This window comes from Singulisphaera rosea (genome assembly GCF_054877945.1).
The window spans coordinates 38,270-56,568 of sequence record NZ_JBTYIP020000033.1 but is presented as its reverse complement, the minus strand read 5'-3'; the positions used below and the strand labels follow the sequence as shown (position 1 = coordinate 56,568).

General features: G+C 63.8%; 13 protein-coding genes and 1 pseudogene. 6 read left to right on the top strand and 8 right to left on the bottom strand.

The features are described 5' to 3' along the window. Positions 1–214: 214 nt before the first annotated feature. Positions 215–1,414, bottom strand: a complete 1,200-nt coding sequence (locus ACYOEI_RS34980; protein ID WP_462854886.1) for an anhydro-N-acetylmuramic acid kinase — start codon at positions 1,412–1,414, stop codon at positions 215–217. A 202-nt stretch (positions 1,415–1,616) separates the two neighbouring features. Beyond that, positions 1,617–3,164 (bottom strand): mechanosensitive ion channel domain-containing protein, encoded by a 1,548-nt coding sequence (locus ACYOEI_RS34975; RefSeq protein ID WP_462854885.1) that lies wholly within the window; start codon positions 3,162–3,164, stop codon positions 1,617–1,619. Positions 3,165–3,559: 395 nt separating this feature from the next. On the opposite strand from ACYOEI_RS34975, the gene ACYOEI_RS34970 reads away from it, so the two are divergent. The 3 genes from ACYOEI_RS34970 to ACYOEI_RS34960 all read left to right on the top strand — a co-directional run bounded on the left by ACYOEI_RS34970 (position 3,560) and on the right by ACYOEI_RS34960 (position 6,853). Continuing rightward, positions 3,560–5,077 (top strand): metallophosphoesterase, encoded by a 1,518-nt coding sequence (locus ACYOEI_RS34970; RefSeq protein ID WP_462854884.1) that lies wholly within the window; start codon positions 3,560–3,562, stop codon positions 5,075–5,077. 39 nt (positions 5,078–5,116) lie between these two features. Then, positions 5,117–5,683 carry a Uma2 family endonuclease gene (locus tag ACYOEI_RS34965; RefSeq protein WP_462854883.1) on the top strand — a complete coding sequence of 189 codons (567 nt, stop codon included), beginning with the start codon at positions 5,117–5,119 and terminating at the stop codon, positions 5,681–5,683. 108 nt (positions 5,684–5,791) lie between these two features. After that, positions 5,792–6,853, top strand: a complete 1,062-nt coding sequence (locus tag ACYOEI_RS34960) for an AAA family ATPase (protein ID WP_462854881.1) — start codon at positions 5,792–5,794, stop codon at positions 6,851–6,853. 81 nt (positions 6,854–6,934) lie between these two features. Here ACYOEI_RS34960 and ACYOEI_RS34955 read toward each other — a convergent pair whose 3' ends face one another. Then, positions 6,935–8,287: a hypothetical protein gene (locus ACYOEI_RS34955; RefSeq protein ID WP_462854880.1), complete on the bottom strand. Its 1,353-nt coding sequence runs from the start codon at positions 8,285–8,287 to the stop codon at positions 6,935–6,937. Between the two features lie 387 nt (positions 8,288–8,674). Here ACYOEI_RS34955 and ACYOEI_RS34950 point away from each other — a divergent pair, with 387 nt between their 5' ends. Next, entirely contained in the window at positions 8,675–9,205 is a 531-nt protein-coding gene (locus tag ACYOEI_RS34950; RefSeq protein ID WP_462854879.1) for a cation transporter, read from the top strand. 265 nt (positions 9,206–9,470) lie between these two features. Here the strand turns inward: ACYOEI_RS34950 and ACYOEI_RS34945 are convergent. After that, a pseudogene (locus tag ACYOEI_RS34945) lies at positions 9,471–10,841 on the bottom strand (transposase). A 298-nt stretch (positions 10,842–11,139) separates the two neighbouring features. Here ACYOEI_RS34945 and ACYOEI_RS34940 point away from each other — a divergent pair. Both ACYOEI_RS34940 and ACYOEI_RS34935 read left to right on the top strand, forming a co-directional pair. Then, entirely contained in the window at positions 11,140–12,435 is a 1,296-nt protein-coding gene (locus tag ACYOEI_RS34940) for a TlpA family protein disulfide reductase (RefSeq protein ID WP_462854878.1), read from the top strand. Positions 12,436–13,030: 595 nt separating this feature from the next. Further along, complete coding sequence (locus ACYOEI_RS34935) at positions 13,031–14,269, top strand: aldo/keto reductase (protein ID WP_462854877.1); 1,239 nt, start codon at positions 13,031–13,033, stop codon at positions 14,267–14,269. A gap of 379 nt (positions 14,270–14,648) precedes the next feature. Here the strand turns inward: ACYOEI_RS34935 and ACYOEI_RS34930 are convergent, their stop codons facing one another. From ACYOEI_RS34930 to ACYOEI_RS34915, 4 genes are all read right to left on the bottom strand, one after another. Then, the gene (locus ACYOEI_RS34930) at positions 14,649–15,065 is read right to left on the bottom strand and encodes an STAS domain-containing protein (RefSeq protein ID WP_462854876.1); all 417 of its coding nucleotides are present in this window, start codon (positions 15,063–15,065) and stop codon (positions 14,649–14,651) included. 212 nt (positions 15,066–15,277) lie between these two features. Further along, a complete protein-coding gene (locus tag ACYOEI_RS34925; protein WP_462854875.1) occupies positions 15,278–15,703 on the bottom strand; it encodes a hypothetical protein in 426 nt (141 codons plus the stop codon). 464 nt (positions 15,704–16,167) lie between these two features. Beyond that, entirely contained in the window at positions 16,168–17,445 is a 1,278-nt protein-coding gene (locus ACYOEI_RS34920; RefSeq protein WP_462854874.1) for a TadE/TadG family type IV pilus assembly protein, read from the bottom strand. Positions 17,446–17,646: 201 nt separating this feature from the next. After that, positions 17,647–17,892, bottom strand: coding sequence for a hypothetical protein (locus ACYOEI_RS34915; protein ID WP_462854872.1), 246 nt, complete (start codon positions 17,890–17,892; stop codon positions 17,647–17,649). Between the last annotated feature and the right edge of the window lie 407 nt (positions 17,893–18,299).

Genomic DNA, 18,299 nt, shown 5'->3' with positions numbered 1-18,299 from the left:
CAACGCCCGGGTTCGTCCCGAGGTCCAGGTCGGAGAAGTCCGTCAGAAGATATCACCACAACCCGAGGAAATCGAGGCGGTTCGGGCCGCCACCGCCGATTTTCGCGACGATCGGGCGACAACATGAAAATCTCGTGAATCAACGATGAACGGCCCGGCCGCAAGGGACCCTCATTCCTGATAGCATTGCGGCATATTCATCCCAAAGCTGCCATCACGCGAGCGACCACTTTCCCAGGACCGCGGGCCTTGTCGCCCCCGTGACGGCGGGGAGTGAGGTCGTGTGACCCAGGAGTGCCTCGTTGGCGAGCACGGCGAAGCCCATCGCCTCGCGGGCCATCGAGGGGACGCCGACGTCGTCGGAGAGCCGGACGGGGACGGGGTCCATCGCCGCGCGGATCCGCTCGAGGAGGGCCGGGTTCCGCACGCCGCCCCCCGCCACGATCAGCTCGTCGGCCGGGCCGTCGGGGAGGAAGTCGGCGAGGGCCCTGGCGATCGATCGGGCGGTGAATTCGACGAGCGTCGCCATCAGGTCGGCGTCCTCACCACCGTGGGCCTCGGCAGCCACCGTGAGGAAAGCGTCGCCGTACATCTCGAAGCCGGTCGACTTGGGGGGGCGTCGCGCGAGGAAGGGGTCGTTCGCCAGGAGGTTTTCGAGCAACTCACGTTGGATCGTGCCGCTCCGCGCGAGGTGGCCGTCGAGGTCGCACGCGAGCGAACCTCGAGAGATCCGGATCGCGAGCCGGTCGAGGAGGGCGTTGGCCGGGCCGGTGTCGAACCCGAAGACCCGCGCCGGATCGTCGGAGAGGACCGTGACATTGGCGATCCCGCCGAGGTTCAGGACCACCCGACGAGACTGCGGAACGTCGCCCCTCCGGGCGAACAGGATCAGGTCGGAGAATGCCGTCAGCGGGGCCCCCTCCCCCCCCGCGGCGATGTCGCGGGTGCGGAAGTCGGAGACGACCGTCATGCCCGTCCGCTCGGCAATCTGGTCGCCGTCGCCGAGCTGGAGCGTCGCGCGAGGGGCGCCGGGGATCGAACTGTGGTGATAGACCGTCTGGCCGTGCGAGCCGACCAGGTCGACGCCCTCGGTCGAGAGCCCCGCCGCCGAGATCGCCGCGAGACACGCCTCGGCGAACACTTCGCCCACCCGCACGTTGAGCTCGGCGATCGTCCGCGTCTTCAGCTCCCCCGCACCCAGGACTTGCAGGCGAACGGCCGAGTCGTGCGGATGCTCGTCATAGTGCAGGAGCTCGACCTCGCCCCCGGGACACCCCGACGACGGGGTCCCTCCCCCCTTCATCCGGCAGACGGCGACGGCGATCGAGTCGGCGCTCGTCCCCGAGATCATCCCGACGACCACACGTTGGGGCTTCTCGCCCATTTCCACCAGTCTTCGGAAGATCGAGCTCATAATGGAATCCGCACACCCCAGTAGGCCCATTGGCCGCGCGATATTCCTTAATATCTTGTACCAACGCTCCGAGGACGAACAGGCCAAATCTATGGGGGGAGGATTCACCACAAAGGCACAAAGAACACAAAGAAAAAAATTTAATTGAAATCAAATTTTCAATATTCTTTGTGGCCTTTGTGGTGAATCCTCCCCCGTATGCTCAACGCGCCACGGCCTCGCCGTTGGGCGTCGCGAGGAGGTTGGTGCCCTCGTCGCTGACGTTACCCATGGCCTGGCTCAGGACGTGCTCCACCGGCGTGTCATGCCCGTCCGTCGGGGCGGCGGAGGCCACGTCGGCGGCGCGGGTGTCCTGCCGGAGGTTCGCCTTGGCCTGCTCGGGGGTCACCATCGAAGACGGTCGGACGACCGAGTCGACCCGGTTTCGGTTGTCGGCCTCGAAGACATCGACGGGAATGTGGCCGACCACCGAGACCATCACGCTCGTCGGCGGCGGGGCGATCCTCGCCTGTTGGAGCGCGACCTTGACCTTCAGCTTGGCGTCGCTCTGGAGCTTCATGCCGTCGACTCCCTGCACGGGGACCCAATAGTAGGCCCGGAGCCGGACACCCTGGATTTCCAAGGAATCGACCAGGGCCCGCGCCGGGGGCTCGGGCAAGATGCCTTCGAGCGACCGCAAGGCGTCGGTCATCGCCTCGAGCGCCGTGGCCGTCGAGACCTCGTAGGGGACCACGACGTCGAAGCTGGCCCTCGAGCTCGTGGACGCCGACGAGTTGACGAGGATCTCTTTATAGATGACCGCGTTCGGGATCCGGACCTGGTTCCCCTCGAGCGTCACGAGCACGGTCGCCCTCGTGTTCAGCGACAGCACGACGCCGGCCTGCCCGGCGACCTGCACGTAGTCGCCGATCCGGAACGGTCGGCGGACTCCAAGCAGGATCGACGCGATGAAGTTCTCGGCGATGTCGCGGAACGCGAATCCGACCGCCAGGCCGACGATGCTCGCCAGCCCGAGGATCGAGAGCACCGCCTGCGTCAGGTTCAGCACCGAGAGGCCGAGCATGAGGCCGCCGATGATCAGGAGCGAGCTCAAGAGGGAGCCGAGCACCGAGCGGAGCAGTACGTTGGAGACAAAAGGCGCCAGGAGCGTCTCGGAGCGGGCCCCGAAAACCCTCGCCGCGCCGATCGAGCCAAACATCATCACCAGGGCGATCACGACCAGCAGCCACTTCTGCGAGACCGCCCTCCCGAGATCCGTCAGGACCTTCCCCGCAAGCTGCGAGCCCGTCATCACCTGGGCGTCGGTCTTCATTCGATTCAGGACGAGGCGGACCCCCTGGACCTTCCGGGTGAACTCGGTCACCGCGTCGCGAGTCTCGTCGTCGTCGAGGTGCCCCTCGAGCGTCACCACGCCGTTGCTGACGAATGCGTCGACGTGGTACACGCCCGGGTACTTCGAGAGGAGCTGGACCAGGGTCCCTCGCACCGCCTCGTCGTCCACCGGCTTGTCCACGGCGATCGGGCCTTCCGAGGTCGCGACCGTCGCGCCCGGGTTATCCGGGGTCGGGGCCGCGGTCGGTTTGTTGTCCTTCTCCTTGGGAGCCGGGGCGGCCGCCTTCGGGATCCCAGGGATCGTAGGAAGCCCGGGGATCTGGGCCCGGCTCGTCTCCGCCCACCCCAAAACCAAGGCGCCCGCGACGGCGAGGTATGCCAGGCCGAGGTTCCGTCCGATCGGCGTTGCGTTTTTCATCGTTCCCATCTCTCCACCACTTCGTTCAAGACTCGCGATTCCCGAGGGCCCGCCCATCACCCCGGCACAATCCTCCGAAAGTCTGGAGGAGCCGGGCCCGACCGATACGGGAGAGAAAGTGCAAGAATCGGACCATCGACGCACCAATTCGATTAGCGACCAAGGGCGGGTTGGGCAGGATATCGCGACCAAGAGCCTTTGGCGGATCGAGCCAAAAATCCGGCGATTCCGTTGGCAGAATCGAATTTTCAATTCTGGATTCGTACCCAATCGTAACCGAAAGTGCATTGCCGAAGCCGACCTCGGTTTGTTAGGACAGTTTCAAGATTAGGAGGATGGGCCTCGGGCCCGCCCCGGAGGATCGCCTTCCGCACCGGACCTTGGGGATGGGCTTGATGAATGAGCGCCGAAAGCGTCGGCTCGTCGCGTATGCCGTGATCCTGGGGTTGTTGGCGATCGGGGTCGCGATCAGGCTTCAGTTCGCGAGTCGACGTCCGGCCTTGCCGGGGACGTTCCTGGTCCTGCCGTACGTGCAGTGGGGCGAGGAATCGCGACCTTCGGGCGTCGTCACTCTGCTCTGGCAGACGGAAGACCGCGACGCCGGGTGGTCGGTCGAAGTCAAGGCGTCGGCGACCGCCCCCTGGACGAAAGCGGGGGCCCCGGTGGGGCGACCTTATGACGGCGGGCCGAACGCAGGGCCGCGACGTCTCTACCGGGCGACGCTCTCGGGCCTATCCCCGGGTGAGGAGTTCTCCTACCGCCTCCGACGCGGGGGCCAGCCGGCCTTCGAGGCCAAGTCCCGTGCCCCCAAAGGCCCCGGCCAGTCCCATCGGTTCGTCGCCTTCGGGGACGGCGGCGCCGACTCCTGGGAGCAGCGTGAGGTCGCCTATCAAGCCTCGCTCGCCCGCCCCGACTACGTGATGGTCACCGGCGACATCGCCTATTACAAAGGCTTGATGTCGGACTACCTCGACAAGTTCTTCCCGATCTACAACAACGACGTCGCCTCGCCGAGCACGGGCGCCCCGCTCCTGCGGTCGACCCCGTTCCTCGTCGCGCCGGGCAATCACGACCTGCTCGAGCGCGACCTCGACCAGTTCCCCGACGCACTCGCCTACTACCTGGTCTGGTCCTTGCCCATGAACGGCCCGCTCGTCGAGCCGGGGTCGCCGAGTTCGCCGACATTGCGCGGGTCCGCCCCGAACCGGCAGACCTTCCTCGAGCGGGCCGGACCGGCCTACCCTCGGATGGCGAACTACTCGTTCGACTGCGGCGACGCCCACTGGACCGTGCTCGACACCAACCCCTACGCCAACTGGTCCGAGCCCGCGCTCCGCTCATGGCTCGAGCGCGACCTCGCCGAAGCCCAGAAGACCCCCTGGCGATTCGTCGCCTTCCACCAGCCCCCCTTCCACTCCTCGAAGACCCACTCCGACGAGCAGCGGACGCGAGTCCTGGCGACGCTATTCGAGCAGTACCACGTCGACATCGTATTTTGTGGACATATTCACAATTACCAACGGTCCTACCCTTTGCGTTTCGTGCCCGAGGCCGGTGCCGACGGCCGCGCGGCGGTCGAGCCCTCGGGCCACGTGAAGGGCCGCTGGAGACTCGACAAGAGCTTCGACGGCAAGGCCCAGACCCGCCCCGACGGCGTGATCTACCTCGTCACCGGCGCCGGAGGCGCGCGGCTCTACAACCGGGACCAAAATGACGACGCCTCGTCCTGGGAAGACTTCACCGCCCGGTTCGTCTCCAACATCCATTCGCTCACCGTCGTCGACCTCGACGCCTCCCGCCTGACCGTCCGCCAGGTCTCCGGCGACGGAAAGGAGCTCGACCGATTCGAGGTCACCCGCCCCCTCGACGCCGCCCCTTCGAATTCCCGGCCAACGTCGTCGGCGGTACAATGAGCGCATGCCACGTCCCGAGTCTTGAAGCCGGAGGGCGCCATGGCGACCGCGACTGATCCGCCACTCGACGCGACGACCCTTGAGCCACGTGGAGGGGAAGCCCTATACGAAGTGGTCGACGGACAGGTCGTGGAGAAGCCGCCGATGGGAGCGTATTCGACCTGGATTGCTTCGTTACTCTGCCGATCCTTGAGCCCCTACGCGAAAGCTCACGGATTGGGAAGGGTCATGGTCGAGATGCTCTTTCGGATCGATGTCCCCACGAATCTCCAACGCAGACCAGACCTCGCGTACCTTTCCTACGAGCGCTGGCCCCGAGGCCGACAGGTTCCGGATGAGGCCGCCTGGGATATTGTCCCCGACCTTGCGGTCGAAATCGTCAGCCCTACCAACTCGGCGAATGAGGTCATGGCCAAAGGCTTGGAGTATTTCCAAGCGGGCGTGCGAGGCGTCTGGGTCATCTACCCGCGACTCTCCCTCGTTTACCTGTACGACTCGCCGACCACCCCCAAGGTCCTCAGGCCTGGTGACGAGATCGACGGAGGAGCGATCCTGCCGGGCTTCCGACTCCCCGTGGCCACTCTTTTCGAGGACGACACCCGATAAGTCCAACATCCCGGCCTTCGCGGCGCGTTTCCAAAGGCGAGGCCGAATGAGGCCCGTCCGCGCCGATCGACACGCCCACGGCTCGACTCCCGCCAAGGATCCGACGCGATGACGACGCCCGCGCCCTCCCCCCACGATGAGCCGCCTCTGGACGAGGTCGCGGCCGTCGCCGCCCTGGCCGAGGATTACCGCCGCCTCCGGGCCGAGATCGGCAAGGTCATCATCGGGCAGGACAGCGTCGTCGACGAGCTCCTAACCGGGCTGTTCGCCCGCGGGCACGTGCTTCTCGTCGGCGTGCCGGGGTTGGCCAAGACCCTGCTCGTCAGCACGGTCGCGAGGATCCTGAGCCTCTCGTTCCGGCGGATCCAGTTCACCCCCGACATGATGCCCTCGGACATCACCGGGACCGACATCCTCCAGGACGACCCCGAGACCGGCCGGCGTCGGTTCGCGTTCATCGCCGGGCCGATCTTCGCCAACATCATCCTCGCCGACGAGATCAACCGGACCCCGCCCAAGACGCAGGCTGCCTTGCTCGAGGCGATGCAGGAGCGGCACGTCACCGCCGGCGGCTCGACCTACCCCCTGCCCGTCCCCTTCTTCGTCCTGGCGACGCAGAACCCGATCGAGCAGGAAGGGACCTACCCCTTGCCCGAGGCGCAACTCGACCGGTTCATGCTCAACGTCATGGTCCCCTACCCGACCGCCGACGAGGAGCTCGAGATCCTCCGTCGGACGACCGGCGACGAACACCCCGAGCCGGCGATCACCCTATCGGCCGAGCGGATCGTGGCACTCCAGCATCTTGTCCGGCGCGTCCCGGTCCCCGAACATGTCTTCATTTACGCCCGCGACCTCGTCCGCGCCACCCGCCCGGACGGCACCGAGGCCTCGGCGGTCGTCCGCAAGTGCGTCTCGTGGGGGGCGGGCCCCCGAGCCGGCCAGTCCCTGATCCTCGCCGCCAAGGCCCGCGCCGTCCTCCAGGGACGCTACCACGCCGGGGTCGCCGACATCCGCCACGTCGCCAAGCCCGTCCTCCGCCACCGGATCGTCACGACCTTCCACGCCGAGGCCGAAGGCATCGGCCCCGACAAGGTCATCGACCAGCTCATCAACGACGTCCCCGCCCCCTCCGAACGCGCCGGGGCCCGGCTCGTCGGCGGCCATTGAGGGGGGGGCGACGACCGATGGAGGCGGGCCGAACCTCACCACAAAGACTCGTCACAAAGGATTTCCCGAAGCCCTCGAACCTCACTTGGCCTCGGCGTGCAAGACATCGAGCAGCCTGACGGCCTCGTCGACGATCTTTTCTCCGGTCCCCGGCTCCACGAAGCTGTGGAGTCCGGTCCAGACCTGGTAGCCGCCGAGGTCATAGGCCTTCCGGTCCCCCACATAGCCGATGAAATCGTTCGCCAACTCGAAGACGTACGTGTACCGGTACGGCGACCGTCGCTTGATCTCCTGGCCGAGGACGGTAAAGAATTCGGCCGGGACCCCGACCACCGCCGTGTCTCCGATCTGGATCGCCTGGATCCAGGTCTGGCGCGTCTCGCCCTGATGACTCGCCAGTTCCTTCCGCCTCGCGGCGAAGACGTCGGTGACGGTCTTCTCCGCCCGCGGATCATCCTTGAATCGATAGTGCAGGTAGTCGGTGACCGCCTTGGCGTCCTTCGCCTCGTCGAAGTGGCGAACCTTCACGGGGAACTCGCTCCGGATCCCCTTGACCCGAGAAACCGGATGCTCCCTCGACTTGGCCAGGGCCTCGAGGATCGCCTGCTTCATCCGGAGGATCATTTCCGGAACCGCCAGCCCCATGTTGTGAGTCGACCCGGAGGCACCCTCGAAGAATAGGACAGTGCCGCCCTTTTCCTTCTCCAACTCCTGGGCGGCCAGCCCATAGAACGAGGGGGAGCGGACCCCCGGCTTGATTGAGCCGATGGTATGGGTCGAGTGGTTGTAGAGGATCGCTTCATAAGAGCCGTCGGGCTTCTGGAACGCCCAGACCGGAAGATCCGGATCGAACGGGCCGGTCGGCCGGACCGCATCCGAGACAATCCCGATCCAGTTGATCATCCCGTTCTTGAGGAGGAGCCGGCTGTTCTGCCCGACCGAGGACTCCTCGCCGAGCCGAAAACGCATCGTCACCGGCGTAAGCCGAGCGTTGGCCGCGACGGCCGCCTCGACGGCCTTGTCCCCAACCTGTTTCGTATACTCTTCTTCACGCGAGTATCCGTGCACGTTCACGGTCGACGGCCCGTGATGCGTGTGCGTGGCATTGATCAGGATGTTTTCGAAGGGGATGCCGGTCGACTTCTCGATGCGCCGGGCCGCCGCGTCGAGGATGTCGCGGTTGAGCACCAGGACATCGCACTCGATGAGCGCCACCCGAGCCCCCTTGGGGTCTCGGACCACGACCGCCGAGGCGCGAAGCTCTCCTTCCTGCCCGGTCGCCTTGGCCGGCTCGATCCCGCCGCCGATCACGAGCGAGTCCGTGGCGACCAAATTGACCGCCGCGGCCCCCGCCTGAACTCCTGCCTCGCCCGCCCGGGCCCCGCGGGTCTGAGCCAACGCCGACAGGATCGCCACAAAAACCACACGTCTCATGATAGATTCGGCCTCGGAGAACCTTGGGGGAGTATCGATCGCACTTCGGAGGGTGGCCATCCTACAACATCAGGCCGACGATATCTCGCCTTCAGTCGAAAGTGGGAAAAACCAAGCGAGGAACTACGAAGCATCACAAGTCCATAATTTTAAATGCTATTTTTCCACCGTCATATTAAATCCACTGTTTATTTCTGAAACACTCTCATCGCACGAACCACTCCCAGTCTTCAATGCGCCATGACGTGTCGGGCCCAGAATGAACGATTCCCTTCGAAATTCGGGAGATCTCCCTTCTACGCCTATGCACCATCCGATACTCTCATACCCGGCGATGTTTAACAAAGGGCCATTTCGGCCCCAATTATCCCTTCCTGGAGAGGCTTCATGCGTTCGAAATGGTTCGGCTTATTGGCTGGAGTGTCGGCGGTGGTGGCCCTCGGCGCCGCGGCGCCGGCCGAGACCAAGGTCGAGGTGAAGGGCGTCCACCTCTGCTGCGGCGCATGCGTAAAGGGCGTGGCGACGGCATTGAAGGGGGTCGATGGAGCGTCCGCGGCTTGCGATCAGGAGGCCGGTACGGTGACGATCACGGCGAGCGGCGAGGAGACCGCCCAGAAGGCCCTCGACGCGCTGACCACGGCGGGCTATTTCGGCACGATCGACGCGAAAGGCCTGACGATCAAGCCCGTGAGCGACCTGCCTTCCGGCAACGTGAAGTCCATCAGCCTGACCAATTCGCACAATTGCTGCAGGTCGTGCGGCAACGCCATCCAGAAGGCCGTCAAGTCGGTGCCCGGCGTGTCGGGCAACACCGTCCAACCCAAGAAGGCCGACTTCGAGGTCACGGGCGATTTCGACGCGGAGGCCCTGGTCAAGGCGCTCAACGACGCCGGCTTCCAGGTCCAGGTCAAGAAGTAAGTTCTCGTCGGAGATCTGGCCCGATCCGCCATCCCCGGGAAGGGGATGCGGATCGATGGTCTTCGAGAGGAATGGCAACGTCGACACTCCTCGCTTGTGATGAAATCCTCGCGCGGTGAGTGTCTGGCGGAGATCAGCGAGAAGTGTCGGATACTGGGAAGGCCACGTGCGACGTAATGTGCCATCCTACGGCCTTCGAAACCGACTCAGCGACGACTTGACCTCAGAGGCTGTGAAAAAATCGGGGACAGTCTGATGCCCGATGTCAGGAACTATCAATGACCGCGAGTCGCGGTTGGAGAGCGAAACTACGTGCCATGTTCTGGGTGATGGCGAACCACGTCGCAACGGACTTCACTCTTTCAAGGCCTCGGACTACGAACTGCTGCAGACCGTGATTGCGCGCCTGTGCGTTCACGCACTCCGCCGTCGCGGCCCTCTCCTTGTAGATCTCCTTGGCCGCTTCTGTCCCCATCCGTTCTCGCCACTCCGCCACTTCCTCACTGTCTGTGGCTTTCGGCTCATGCCGATCGACCGTCTCTTTCTTCGGCTTGGGTACCGGCGCATAGACCTTGCATCTCCCGCCAGCTTGCACTTCCTCGATGTCTTCCAGGTTCACGAAGCCGCCATCGACCAACACCTCTTTCGGCCGACGCCCGAAGCGGGCCTCGATCTGGTCCAACATCGGGGGCATCTGCCCTTGATCGCTGCCCACCGTCACCACATCCAAGCCCACGACCACCTGGCCATCGCAGGTCGTGCCTTACTCGACGTTGTACGCCGGGCGAAACCCGCCATCGGCCATCTTCATCACCGTGGCTCGGGGGTCCGTGGTCGAGACCCGTGCCTCCTTCGTCTCGCCCGGCTTGATCTTCGCTTCCATCTCCGGGATCCGCTCCAGGGCCTGCTCCACTCGCTCCACGCGATCCTCAGCATGTCGCAACGTGGCGGCCTCCTGCCGCGACGAGTCCGGCTCGCCCGCGGGCATCCGATCCGACGCCGCCTCCTTGGGAATTGCGGGATCGGCGACATTTTCCGCCAGTTTCCGGCGCAGGCCTTGGAGTTCGGATCGGGCCTCCCGCAAGAGTCGCTCCAGGGTCTCGCGTCGGCGAAACGAGGCCGCTCCGGCACTGGCGCGGACACGCATGCCGTCCTGAGCGATGCGGTCGAGATCGATCAGGCCGTGCTGACGGAAAACCTCGACGGATTGTTTGAGCAACGGCTCGACGAATTCGGGATGATCGGTACGGAAATCGGCGAGGGTGTGGTAGTTGACGGACACTCCGCCGGCGAGCCAGAAGAAGGGATCGTCATGGAGGCACAAATCGGCGAGTTCGCGAGCGCTGGTATAGCCGGCGAGGGTGGCATATAACCACAAGGAGACGAGCAGGCGAGGATCGATGGCCGGTCGTCCGGCGACTCGGCCTCGGGCCCGGATGCGATCGAACAACGGTGTGAGATCCAGCCCCTGGACGTAGGCCCAAACGGCGCGGGCAGGCTGCTCGGGCTCAAGGATTTGATCGATCGTCATGGATGAGAGGAGTTGCCGGCGATCGGGGACCGACAGGCGCGGTTGCGCGGTGCGGTCGGACTCGGCGCGGGGAGGACGCGCGGCTTCGGACACGGGCGGGCCCATCGCGGAAGTGGGGCCCTTCGCCGAACGGCAAGACTCTCCGACGGGGGGAGGACTCTCCACAGGGGCTTGCTTGGGGTGCTTTCGTGGTCTCATCGCCTTCTCCTTGAACCGCTCCTTTTCAATATACAATGTGTAGAGGATTTTTTTCACATCCTCTCAGCGTAGCAGAGTGGCCATTTCGTTTAAGCTTCTCGGTCATGAGGCCCCTCGCGAGAAATCAACAAACTTCGATCAGTATAACGACCCAAGCTCTTTAGAATACGGAGTCGACTTCAACCAACCTTCGGGAGGAGCTGCCATGATCCAAAGCATCATAGCCCTTGCTGCGCTCAGTCTCGGGCAAGAGTTGCCCCGCTATCAATTCGAGGTCGGCCAGAAGATCACCTACGCAGGCAAGGCGGAGTCTCGCTACAAGGCTGAAAAATACGAGTTCAATTCCGATGAGACAGAAGAGTGGGCAGTGTGGGTCGTCCGCGACAATCCGGATGGCAGCTGGCGTCTCCTCCTCCGATCGAGCAAGGCAGCGACGAGGTTAGGTCCCAAAGGAGTCAGAACGGCCGGTCCCGCCGAGACGTCCCTGGGATACCTCGACATCGGACCGGACGGGAAGATCATCCCTAACCGCTCCATCGGCTATCACTTCGACCCGCTCCGGCTCTTCCCTGAAATGCCAGCCACGTCCTCGGAGAAGGGATGGGAAGGCCGCGTCGAGTGGGACGCCTCGAAGCACCATTACACGCCTATCAGCCCAACCACGTCGGACTTGAGCTTCCGGGATACCATCGAGAGCCCGATCGGTCGCGTCAGTCTGACCACGACGACGGTGGACTACTCCTTCGACAAAGGCATGGTCCAGCGATTGGAGGCAAGGAAAACGCGCGAGTACATCACCACTGGCAGCGAGACCGAAACCCTGGAACTGAAGACGGTCGAGAAGGCGGATGTCGAACAACTCGGACGGGAGTCCGACGTGTTTTTCGATGCTCTTGCCGCCTACTGGGATCTCGAGGACCGCTCCGCCGTCGACCCATCGAAGCATGCGGAGGCTGGTGCGATCCTCGCTGAGCTTAGGGACAGGCTCACCGTACCGCTCTTCCGCCAGAGGGTTGATTCTTTGCTCGCCCGGTACCGGCAATCGTCCGGATCGTCGCGCACTGACGAATTCGCCCAGATGATCGGGAAGCCGGGTCCAGAATGGGAAGCGAAGGATATCGACGGCAAGTCACATTCCACGAAGGATCTTCGCGGGAATGTAGTCATCCTCGACTTCTGGAGCAGGGGCTGCGGCTGGTGCATCCGGGCCATGCCGCAGTTGAAGGCCCTACGGGAAGAATTCGAGGGCCGGCCGGTGCAACTCCTGGGGATGAGCCTCGACGAAAAGGAGGAAGACGCCCGCTTGGTGGTCGAGCAGATGCGCATTACCTATCCGACGGTGCGGGCTGCCGGGCTCTCGGAAGGATATAAGGTAGGAGGCATCCCTCATCTCGTCATCTTGGACCAGGAGGGGAGGATTGCCGACATCCACATCGGGTACGCTCCGATGCTGAAGGAACGGGTCACAAAGTCGGTGAGGAAACTGCTCGACAGGAAGTAATTACACACTGATCCGGAAATCTCAAAGCTCCGTTGTGCCGCTTAAGAGCCGATCCCCGTAGGCGGCTTCGAGCCTTGAAAACAAGGCGATTTCCAGCCAATGGGGACAGGTTCCTAGGCGTGAGGGCTGGACACCGGATCGCGGCCGCTTTACCTCTCGCATAAAATTACTTGTGCAATCCCGAATTTTTCCGATGTATAATGGCTTGAGACCAAGCCATTCGAGCCCTGATTGTGCTCCGCCTACCACCTCGGCGACGATGTCAAGCGCGATGGAAAGGCCGTTGGCGCTGTTGACGAAGTAGACGACGCCCGATTTCGGCCGATGCCATGCCACGACGGAGGCTTTGAAATCGCCGTTGTCACCCCGATGGAGGACGAACTGGACAGGCCATCGAACGTCGCAGCGTCGCCGGAAGAAACCAAAAATTCTATTTTATTATACATGTCTTTATATATTAAAGACTATAAACAATAAGCATCAGAGAGAAAAAGATCCCCTACTGGACACACCGTTTTTTCCGCGTTAGCCTCAAAGATAGCGTTCATGCCGATTGCGATGACTGCCGTCTTGCCTCTTCCTGGGGGACAAATCGATGGCCGACTCTGATTCGAACTCGATGCGTCGTCGAACGTTCATTCAGACCAGTGCCGCCGCGACGGTTGCAGCCACAACCCTGCCGCCGGTGGCATCCCTGGCTCAGGACAACAACGCGGCGCAGCCGAAGTTGCTCGAGCTCCCCAAGCGCATGCTGGGCAAGACAGGGGTCGAGGTAACGATCCTCAATGGCGGGACCGCACGCGCCCCCGGGGCCCTCGACCGCTTGCTGCGCTTCGAATACACCCGTGGAGTCCGCTTCTTCGACACGGCCGCAAGCTATGGGACCGAAGAGGCTTTCAAGAAATGGTTCGCGGCCATGCCGGAGGTCCGTCGAGAAATCTTTCTCGCCACCAAGGAGGGTGTCGCGCGGCCCCGCGACATGATCAGCCGAGTCGATCACCGGCTCGAGGCGCTCGGGACCGACTACATCGATCTTCTCTACTTCCACGCGTTGTCCGGAAAAGCGGTGGACTACGGGCTGACCGAAAATGAGATGGATTGGCCCAAGAGCAAGGAGATGGAAGAGACAATCGCCGCCATCAAGAAGACCGGCAAGGTGCGATTTGTCGGTTTCGCGACCCATGACCAGCGCCGGGCCGAGCAGCTCGAGGTCGCCGCCGAGGGCGGCTTGATGGACGTGATCATGATCGCCATGAACCCCTGGCTGGAGAAGGACTCTCGACTCAACCGGGCGCTGGACGCCTGTTACAAGAAGAAAATCGGCCTGGTGGCCATGAAGCTGGTGGCCGGCCACCTGTCAAATCGAGTGCGATTCGAAGCCCCGACGCTCAAGCAGCGGGGCCTGAACGCTTATCAGGGGGTCCTGCAGGCGATGTGGTCCGATGAGCGGATCGCTTCCGCCTGCGTGGCCATGGCCAACACGGATGAGGTGACCCAGAACACCGAAGCCGCCCGGCGTTTCGAACCCATGAAACCATCCGAAATCAACGAACTGCATGCCGCCCTCCTGGATGCCGGTCCCATCCTGTGCGCGGCCTGCGACGGACGATGCCAGCGAGCGGCCGGCACGGACGCACGGCTGGGCGATCTGACCCGGTTCCTGACCTACCACGAGCATCACGGCGCCCGCCGCCATGCACGTGATGCCTATGCCAAGCTCACCGTTGAAGAGCGAGACTGGCACGGCGCCGACCTCGCCGCAGCCCGAGCCGCTTGTCCGACGAAACTCGATTTCGCCCAACTCTTGCCGGAGGTCGACCGCCTCCTCGGTTGAGCAGTCGGTCCGGACTTCCCTTGCATCTCGTTTCTCGCCTGCCACGGCGGCTGACGATGCTTCGATGGCCGGCTTGCCACGACGATGGAAGACGGACTGGACAGGCCACCGAACGTCACGGCGCCATCGAAGGAAATGAGAAACCAGAGGTCTGACCCCGAATACCCGTGGCCAAGGTCGAGCCTCCGTGCGGGCCTGGGTGATCCAGGATCCGCTTGGAGGCGATCGGCACACTTGTCGATATAAGTCCAGTACGCCCGCCGTACGGAACCCCTCTCAGGCTCGTAACGATTCGGGTTCGCTAACTCCCCGTCCTACGGGTTTGGTGACATCCCCCGGCAACCCGGCAACAGTCATCGAGCCATGGCCATCCCGCGCCCTACCAGCGGAAGGTCGGGAGCCAACCCTTGGCCTTCTTCTTCGGCCCGGGATCCGGGGCGCCCAGGAATGCGGCCACGGCCTCGTGCTGCGTCGGGTGGATGTCGAACAGCGAATCGGCGTGGGCGATCTCCAGCAATCGGAGGTGCTCGGAGCGGAGGCGGCAGATCTTCAGGGTCCCGCCTCCCTCTTTCACCCGCTTCTGCAAGGTGAGCAGGATGGCGATCGTCGCGCTCTTCATGACCTCGACGTGGATGAGGTTGATGACGACCTTGAGCAAGCCGCTCGCCACGGCCTCGGTCGCCTTCGCGTAGAGTTCGTCCGCAATCTCGGGCTCGAGGAGATGACGGGTCACGAGGATCGTGCAGACCCCGTCAACGTCTTCCCGGTGGAACGATTTCTGCGGTAATGAGGGCATGGATCCTGTCTTTCGCAGATTAATTAGGCAGGCTCTCGTCTCGATGCCCCGCGAAGGGGAAGGACGAAGCGCCTCAGGTCTCTTGATTGGACACGAGTTCGCCAATCATCGTACAAAACGATCGGCCGTCCTGGGCATGGCCCGTTGATGATCGCGTGGTCAGCGTCGGGAGGACGAACGACGATGGGCATCCCACTCCGTCGATGCTCGCCTTAGCGAGAACCGACGCTGGCAGGGTCCGGCACCGGCACCGGGGCCTCCGGCATCGGAGGAAGGGCCTCCCAGGGGCGGGCCGCCCCTCGCCTGTACCACCGTTCCAACGCCGCGTGGTACGCGGACATCTTCCGATGATAGGCCGCCCATCGCCGTTCGCGGCCCGCTTGCTCCTGGAGGACTTTGTCCTCGGGCCCAGCCCGTTCCTGGATCTTACGGGCCTTGCCTTCGGACTCATCGGCGATTCGCAGGTCCATTCGTGGTTGGCTCTGAACGAAGTCCGCCATCTCGCGATATTCCACCGACCTCGCCCACATCTGCCATGCCCACGGGACAATCCGGACGCCTACCCAACTCAAGAAGGCCGCGATCATGATCAGGATCAAGGCCGTGCGGAGTCCGATACGGAAACGAATCCGGCGCATGACTCCCTCCGAGGTCAAGGATGTCGAGGACAACGGAGGATATCGCGTTCGGCCCGCAGTCTCAACGAAGGCATTCGGAAGAAGTCTGGGCTCAGCATCACGACGCTGAAGCCGCTCCCACCGCGGCTCGGGTCGCGATGAGACTCTCGGCGGCGGAGTTGAGCTCAGGGGTATCCGGAGTCCTGTAGCCAGCCACCGCCGAGGAATCCGCCGAGTCGTACTCAAGACACCCGAGCCCAGCCTGGTCAGAGGCATGCAAAGAGTCCTCTCCGCCTATGCCAACGCCTGGAAGCGGCGTCTTCGCTTTGCTGAGCACGTCTTCCAGGGGCGGTACGCAGCGAGTACGACGTTCCTGTCGGGCGACAAGGACCAACTGTTGGCACCCGCAACCTCCATTCTGCCACCGATTTCGCGGCTTGAGCCAAGCCGGGTTTTCCGAAGACGACGGGCTTCGGGACATACGCTCACTCGACGATCGCGATCGAGGCGGGGCCGGAACGGCGGGCGATGGGGGTCGAGTCGGTGGCGACTTTAATGTTAGTGTTGTTGGAGATGTTCAGATTCTTGGCGATGAACTGCGAGCCGTACTGGCCGTTCTGGGCCCCGCCGGCGATCGGCACGGTGGCGCCGGCCGCGTAGACGGTCCCGGTGATGGTCGTGGTCGAGCCGTTGGCGATCGAGATGGTCTTGCTCGAGTTCGGATCCTGGAACATGACGATGCCCGCGTAGGTCCCGGTCGTCGGTGCGCTCATGTTGATGACGCCGCCGCCCTGGATGCTGAACTGCCCGCCGCCATTGTCGACGTAGATCATGACCCCGCCGCCGTTGAGCGTGACGCCGTTGGCGACGTTGAAACTGCCCCCCTTCATGTAATAGATCCCGGGGTTCAGCGTGAGGTTCATCCCGCCGCCGAAGGTGAGTCCGCCGTTGTAGACTCCGGGGTTCAGCGTCGCGGAGCCGTCGGTGGTGGTGAAGCTCTGGGTGGGGAGGGTCGAAGGGTCGGGCGCGGCGACGTTCGCCATCGGGTTCGTGACGGACGCCGCCCCCTTGGAGACCGTGCCTTGGATGGAACCGCCGCTGCTCGTGGTGTAATTGCCGACGAGGCTCAACGACTTGGCGTTGATCGTCCCGGCGTTCGTCGCGGAGACGGCGCTCGCGTTGCTGGAATTCACCTGGATGCCCGAGTCCGCCACGACCTTGGCGCTGCCGGCCACGGAGAGACTGCCGGACGCGGAAGGGTCGAGGAGGAGGATCGAGGCCGTCGAATAGGGAGCCGGCTGTGCCGTGGTACCCCTCGCCACGGCGCGTGCGCGGACGGCGAGCGTTCCGGAGCCCCAGATCGCGCTGAAGGCTTTGTCCTGGTTGAAGGTCACGTAAGCCTCGGCGTACCCGCTCTTCCCGGAGAAGGTGCCCGAGGTCGGCGGGACGTGGAGGGTCACGACGGAGATAGTCCCGTCGTTCGCGTACCCGTTGGCCGAGGCGAGGGCAAGCGCGGCCGCCTTGGCTTTCCCCCTCGGGTCGAGGCCGTTGTCGACGGAGGTGTTCATATAGAGCGTGCACGCGGCGGCGTGGGCCGCGGAATCGGCGGCCGCCTGCACCTGCCGCCTCTGGGCCATGAGGAGGCCACCCTCGATGGCGAACGCCATCACCCCGATCAGGGGCACGAGGCAGATCGCCACCACGACGGCGGACGCACCCTTCCTGGCAGCAGCAATCCGTTTTTTCGAAATTCGGACCAGCATGCTGCGTTCTCACGCGTGTTTCGCGGCCGACGACGGAACGTCACATCGAGCGACCTATGGCGGGGATGTTCACTGACGAATCGCCTCGGGCCGCGAGGGCGAACCGGCCCACATCCGCGGCAAGGCTGCTGATGTCGTCACACAACTCGAGGCCAGCCTGGCCGTCGCAGTGGTAATGCGAAGACTCGAACCCGACCGACTTCAGCCTCCTCCCGTCATCTCGTCCCGGCAGACCTGCTCGATGCCCGTCTCGACGATGGCGTCGTTGCGGAGGCTTAGGATCCCGCCGTTGAAGCAGGCCTCGAAGGTGGCGGGCGGGGCGGTCATGAGCAGATAGCGGAAAAGATCCTTGGCACGTAGGCTGAGGGGCGGGTCGAGGTCTTCCGCGAGGAGCTCCTCTACTTGGCCAGGCGTAAGTCCGTACAAACCCGACACAACATCACGCATTAATTACAAGGTTCTAATATTCACTTTTACGATACCCGTCATCCTCGGGATCGTGATGCACGTCGAGATCGACCATGCTTGGCGTAGTGGCGTTCGACACGATCGGCGAAATCTCCACCTTCGAAAGCGCCCTCCGGCCCCCGATTCGGATCAGGTCGTTCCACGTTCCCGGGGTCTTGCCACAATCGATCGTGCCTCTGCTAGAGGAGACATAGGCCCGGATTGGCCTCGTTGCAAATCCTCGAACGCGAAATCAGCCGGATGAACGCGCCGAGGGGAGCCTCGAGCCCAACAAGGCATCATTGCAAACGCAGGTTCCGTGGTCCCCGTACGCTCCGGCCCGTCCTCCGCCCCCGGGTGATCGCGACTTCTCACGCTGAAGACAAAGGGATCGGCACCGACAAGGT